The sequence below is a fragment of the Streptomyces sp. NPDC057654 genome (genome assembly GCF_042800135.1).
Classification (GTDB): domain Bacteria; phylum Actinomycetota; class Actinomycetes; order Streptomycetales; family Streptomycetaceae; genus Streptomyces.
This window is the reverse complement of sequence record NZ_JBHVHQ010000737.1, coordinates 1-4,370: the sequence shown is the minus strand read 5'-3', so window position 1 is coordinate 4,370 and position 4,370 is coordinate 1. Positions and strand designations below refer to the sequence as shown.

The following is a 4,370-nucleotide window of genomic DNA, read 5'->3' as shown; positions in this document are numbered from 1 at the left end:
GGCCCATGAGGGCCCGCCCTTCTCATTGCGGAGCCCGCCGGCCCTCGCTCTCACTTGGCGGTTCCAGCGATTTCGGCGATTCCGGCGGTTTCGGCGGCTCGCACTCGGCGTAGTCGCAGATGCTGCGCCGATAGCGCCGGTGACCGGTGTCCTGGGCGTGCTGCCGCATCCACGCTTCGACGACTTCCGGGACTCCCTCGCCGCCGGATTCCCCACCGCATTCCAGATGATCGCCGGACACGCACGTGACGCTGTATTCAGGCCGAACCGACGCGTCCTGGACCATCGTGAACTGCGCGTACCGCACCGCACGGACCCTCGCGGGACTCTCGGAACCGACCGGCGACAACGACACGGACGTATCCGGACGCCCCCGCCCGGCGCGATGCTCAGGGCATTGACAGGGCGGATAGACCATGGCCCCAGGGATGGGCCTGGGCCCCTTCCCGGCCGCCGCTCCAGGCTCCTTGAGAACCAGGAGCACACCGCTCCCCCCATTCGCCGCCATCAGTTGAGACAGCCTTTCCCTACCGTCGCTTCGCGTCACCGCGTGGCCGCCTTCGCTCCGGAGGCGACGACCTCCGCCAGCGACTCCGCCCAGGAGGGCGACACCGTCCCCAACTCGACCAGCGGCCCCTCGGCGCGCAGGCCGGGCAGGGCGAGCCCGGCAGTGAAAAGTGATCGCCGAAGCGATCTCGCCGCATCGGCGGCCTGCCCCACGCAGTCGCCGCTGAGGGCCGTGCGCAACGGGGGCGGCCCCAGCGTTTCGATCAACCGAAAGGCCGTGTCATGGCCGATCGGGTCAACTGAGACGAACGCGCGTCCCCCTACCGGGGCTGCTCCCTGTATCGGCAGACAGAACCCGAGTGCCAGGAAGGACAGGTGTAGCTCTTCGGCCAGTTTGACGCCGATGGATCGGGCGTCAGGGCAGGTGTCTTGTGGGCTGGTGTCCATCAGTGACCCTATGCGTCGACATTGCGCCTGTAGGTTCGTGACCGACCTCCTTTGGTGGAGCGGTCGATCTCAAACCATTCAACGCCCCTCGGCTCAGGTGAACTTGCACACCACTTGCACACCCCGAATGAGGAGCGCAAAGCTTCGGGCCGCCGACTCGCGAGCACCGTTCTGAGGAAGACTGAACTCATGGTCACACCACGACTGGCACCAGGCGCCAATCTCGCGGCCGTGCGGAAGGCCCGCGGGCTGAAGCAGGAGCAACTCGCGCGCAAGGCTTCGATTTCCGTCTCGCTGCTCAGCAAGATCGAAGTCGGGGACCGCACGCTCACGCCGGAAGTCGCCGCATTGATGGCACGGGCCATAGGGATCACCATGGCCGAAGTGCTCGGCACCGCCCCCGTCGAGATCAATATGGAGGCCGAACTGCTGGCCCTGCGGTCGGCCGTCCGGGATTACGATCTCCCAGAAACCCGAGAGGTTGACGAGCGGACCATCGCACGCGATCTCAAGGCGGTCGGCCTCTATAGGGACAGCGTCGACATCGATCGGTTGATGCCGGCTCTCCCGGGTTACGTGCGAAACGCCACCGCGCACGCGTTCGCCGCCAATACGGCCCAGAGCTGGGCGGCTCTGAGCGACATGTACAGCGCCGTCTACTGGCTGGCGGCTCGGCACCGGTGGATGGACATGGCGGAGCTCGCTGTGACTCGGCAGAGGTGGGCTGTCGAGCAGAAGCGCAATCCGCTGGCGGCGGCGGTCGCCGCCCGCGACCGGGCCGGCGCCTATCTCAACTCCGGTTCGCTCGACAAAGGGCTGACGATCGTCGACCGGGCAATCGCCGCGGCCCAGAACGGTTTGAGCGGGCAGCAACGAGCCTTCGCCATCGGCGTCCTGAACCTTCGCGGCATGACGCTCGCAGGGCGGATCGAGGACAAGAGGGAAGCCAAGCAGGAGGCCGCCCGGCACATCAAGTCCGCGTGGAAAGCAGCCGACGAATTCGGGGCCGATCACACCCTGCACAACATGATCTTCGGCCCCGGCAACACCGTCACACATCTGCTCGCCACCCAAGTCGATCTCGGGCAACCGCAGGAGGCCGTCAGGGTCGCCGCGGACCTCGACGCCGCACTGACCGGCCTTCCTCCCGTCCGGGTCGCGGCCAGCCGTATCAACCTGGCACGCGCGCAACTCGACCTGGGAGACCGCGACGGGGCCTTGGAAAACCTTGCCACGGCATGGGGAGCGGCACCTCAAATGGCCCGGCTCAACCCCATGGGCCAGGAGGTATTCCGAGTCCTCACCTCACTCCACAAGCGGAGCAACGCCCGGCTGCTCGCACTCTCCAAGCTCTCCGGGGTCGAGCTCTAGCGCGCAGCACACCCGGCCACGCCGGGGCGACCGTGCGCCGGGCCGCGCCCCCGCTCCCGTAAGCCGGACCGTACAGGCGGCGCGCGGCCTCGACCGCCCGCTCCCCCCGTGCGTCCACACCCCCGGCCCCCCGGCCCGGCACGTCTCACCGCATAGCGGAACGAAACCCCCCGCCGGCCCAAGAACGCCGGATCAAATCCTTGTTGCGCCCCTGTCAAAGAGCCCGAAGGGCTGGCACTCTCTCCTCGGTTCACTCCTGCACTACCGGGCACCCCACCCTTGGCTGCCCGGCCCACCGAGGGGCCGCGAACCAGCGGTCCGCGCAAGGAGACCGAGTTGAGACGGATCACGTCCACCCCCCGCAAGAACACGCTGCGCGCCGCCGCGCTGATCGCCTCCGCCGCGATGGTCGCCGTCGGCGTCCAGACCGGGTCGGCCACCGCGCAGCCCGACCGCGAGTCGGGCGCGACAGCGGTTCAGCTCTCCGCTTCCCAGCGGGCGTCCGCGCTGCGCGACGCCCAGGACGGGGCCGCCGCCACGGCCGGGAAGATCGGCCTCGGGGCCAAGGAGAAGCTCGTCGTCCGCGACGTCGTCAAGGACGCGGACGGCACGGTGCACACCCGGTACGAGCGCACGTACGCCGGACTCCCCGTACTCGGCGGGGACCTGGTCGTTCACGTGAAGAAGAGCGGTGCGCGCAGCGTCACCAAGGCGACCGAAGCCACGATCGCCGTGTCCGGCACTGACGCCCGGCTGGCCCCGGCCGCCGCCAAGAAGAGCGCGCTCGCGGCGTCGAGCGCCAAGAAGAACGCGAAGACGAGCGCCGACGCCGCCCCGCGCAAGGTCGTCTGGGCCGCGACCGGCAAGCCCGTCCTCGCGTACGAGACCGTCGTCAAGGGCGTCCAGCCGGACGGCACCCCCAGCGAGCTGCACGTCATCACCGACGCCGCGACCGGCGCGAAGCTCTTCCAGCACGAGGCCGTCGAGACCGGCACCGGCACCAGCACGTACAGCGGCAAGGTCGACCTCACCACCACGAAGAGCGGCTCCACCTACCAGCTCACCGACGGCGCGCGCGGCGGCCACAAGACGTACGACCTCAACCAGGGCACCTCCGGCACCGGCACCCTGTTCACCGACGCCGACGACGTCTGGGGCGGCGGGCGGCAGACCGCCGGCGTGGATGCCCACTACGGCGCGGCCGTCACCTGGGACTACTACAAGAAGGTGCACGGCCGGAACGGCATCCGCAACGACGGCAAGGGCGCCTACTCCCGCGCCCACTACGGCAACAACTACGTCAACGCCTTCTGGCAGGACACCTGCTTCTGCATGACGTACGGCGACGGGTCCGGCAACACCCACCCGCTCACCGCGCTCGACGTGGCCGCCCACGAGATGAGCCACGGCGTCACCGCCGCCACGGCCCGCCTCATCTACAGCGGCGAGTCCGGCGGCCTCAACGAGGCCACCTCGGACATCTTCGGCACCACCGCGGAGTTCTTCGCGAACAACGCCGCGGACCCCGGCGACTACCTCATCGGCGAGAAGATCAACATCAACGGGAACGGCACGCCGCTGCGGTACATGGACAAGCCCAGCAAGGACGGGCGGTCCAAGGACTCCTGGTACTCCGGCCTCGGCGGCATCGACGTCCACTACTCGTCGGGCCCGGCCAACCACTGGTTCTACCTGATCTCCGAGGGCTCCGGCCCGAAGGACATCAACGGCGTGCACTACGACAGCCCGACCTCGAACGGCTCCAAGGTCACCGGCATCGGCCGGGACAAGGCCGAGAAGATCTGGTACAAGGCGCTGACCACGTACTTCACGTCCAACACCAACTACAAGGCCGCCCGCGCGGGCACCTTGAAGGCCGCGAGCGACCTGTACGGCGCGTCGAGTGCCGAGTACAAGGCCGTCGGCGCCGCCTGGTCCGGCATCGCCGTCAACTAGCGGACCGGCCCCACCCGGCACATCCCGCACACCCAGCACATTCAGCACTCCCCCCGCACATTCCGCACTGCCCGTACGCGGCCGTGCCC

General features: G+C 68.8%; 4 protein-coding genes. 2 read left to right on the top strand and 2 right to left on the bottom strand.

Translation table 11 applies throughout. The features are described from left to right. Positions 1-22 precede the first annotated feature (22 nt). Both ACFU99_RS34745 and ACFU99_RS34740 read right to left on the bottom strand, forming a co-directional pair. Positions 23-307 (bottom strand): hypothetical protein, encoded by a 285-nt coding sequence (locus ACFU99_RS34745; protein ID WP_384399901.1) that lies wholly within the window; start codon positions 305-307, stop codon positions 23-25. A 236-nt stretch (positions 308-543) separates the two neighbouring features. Then, a complete protein-coding gene (locus ACFU99_RS34740) occupies positions 544-954 on the bottom strand; it encodes a hypothetical protein (RefSeq protein WP_384399898.1) in 411 nt (136 codons plus the stop codon). A gap of 189 nt (positions 955-1,143) precedes the next feature. On the opposite strand from ACFU99_RS34740, the gene ACFU99_RS34735 reads away from it, so the two are divergent. Continuing rightward, on the top strand, positions 1,144-2,325 hold the full coding sequence (locus tag ACFU99_RS34735) for a helix-turn-helix domain-containing protein (protein ID WP_384399895.1): 1,182 nt from the start codon (positions 1,144-1,146) through the stop codon (positions 2,323-2,325). 405 nt (positions 2,326-2,730) lie between these two features. Next, positions 2,731-4,281 carry a M4 family metallopeptidase gene (locus tag ACFU99_RS34730; protein WP_384399904.1) on the top strand — a complete coding sequence of 517 codons (1,551 nt, stop codon included), beginning with the start codon at positions 2,731-2,733 and terminating at the stop codon, positions 4,279-4,281. Positions 4,282-4,370 lie beyond the last annotated feature (89 nt).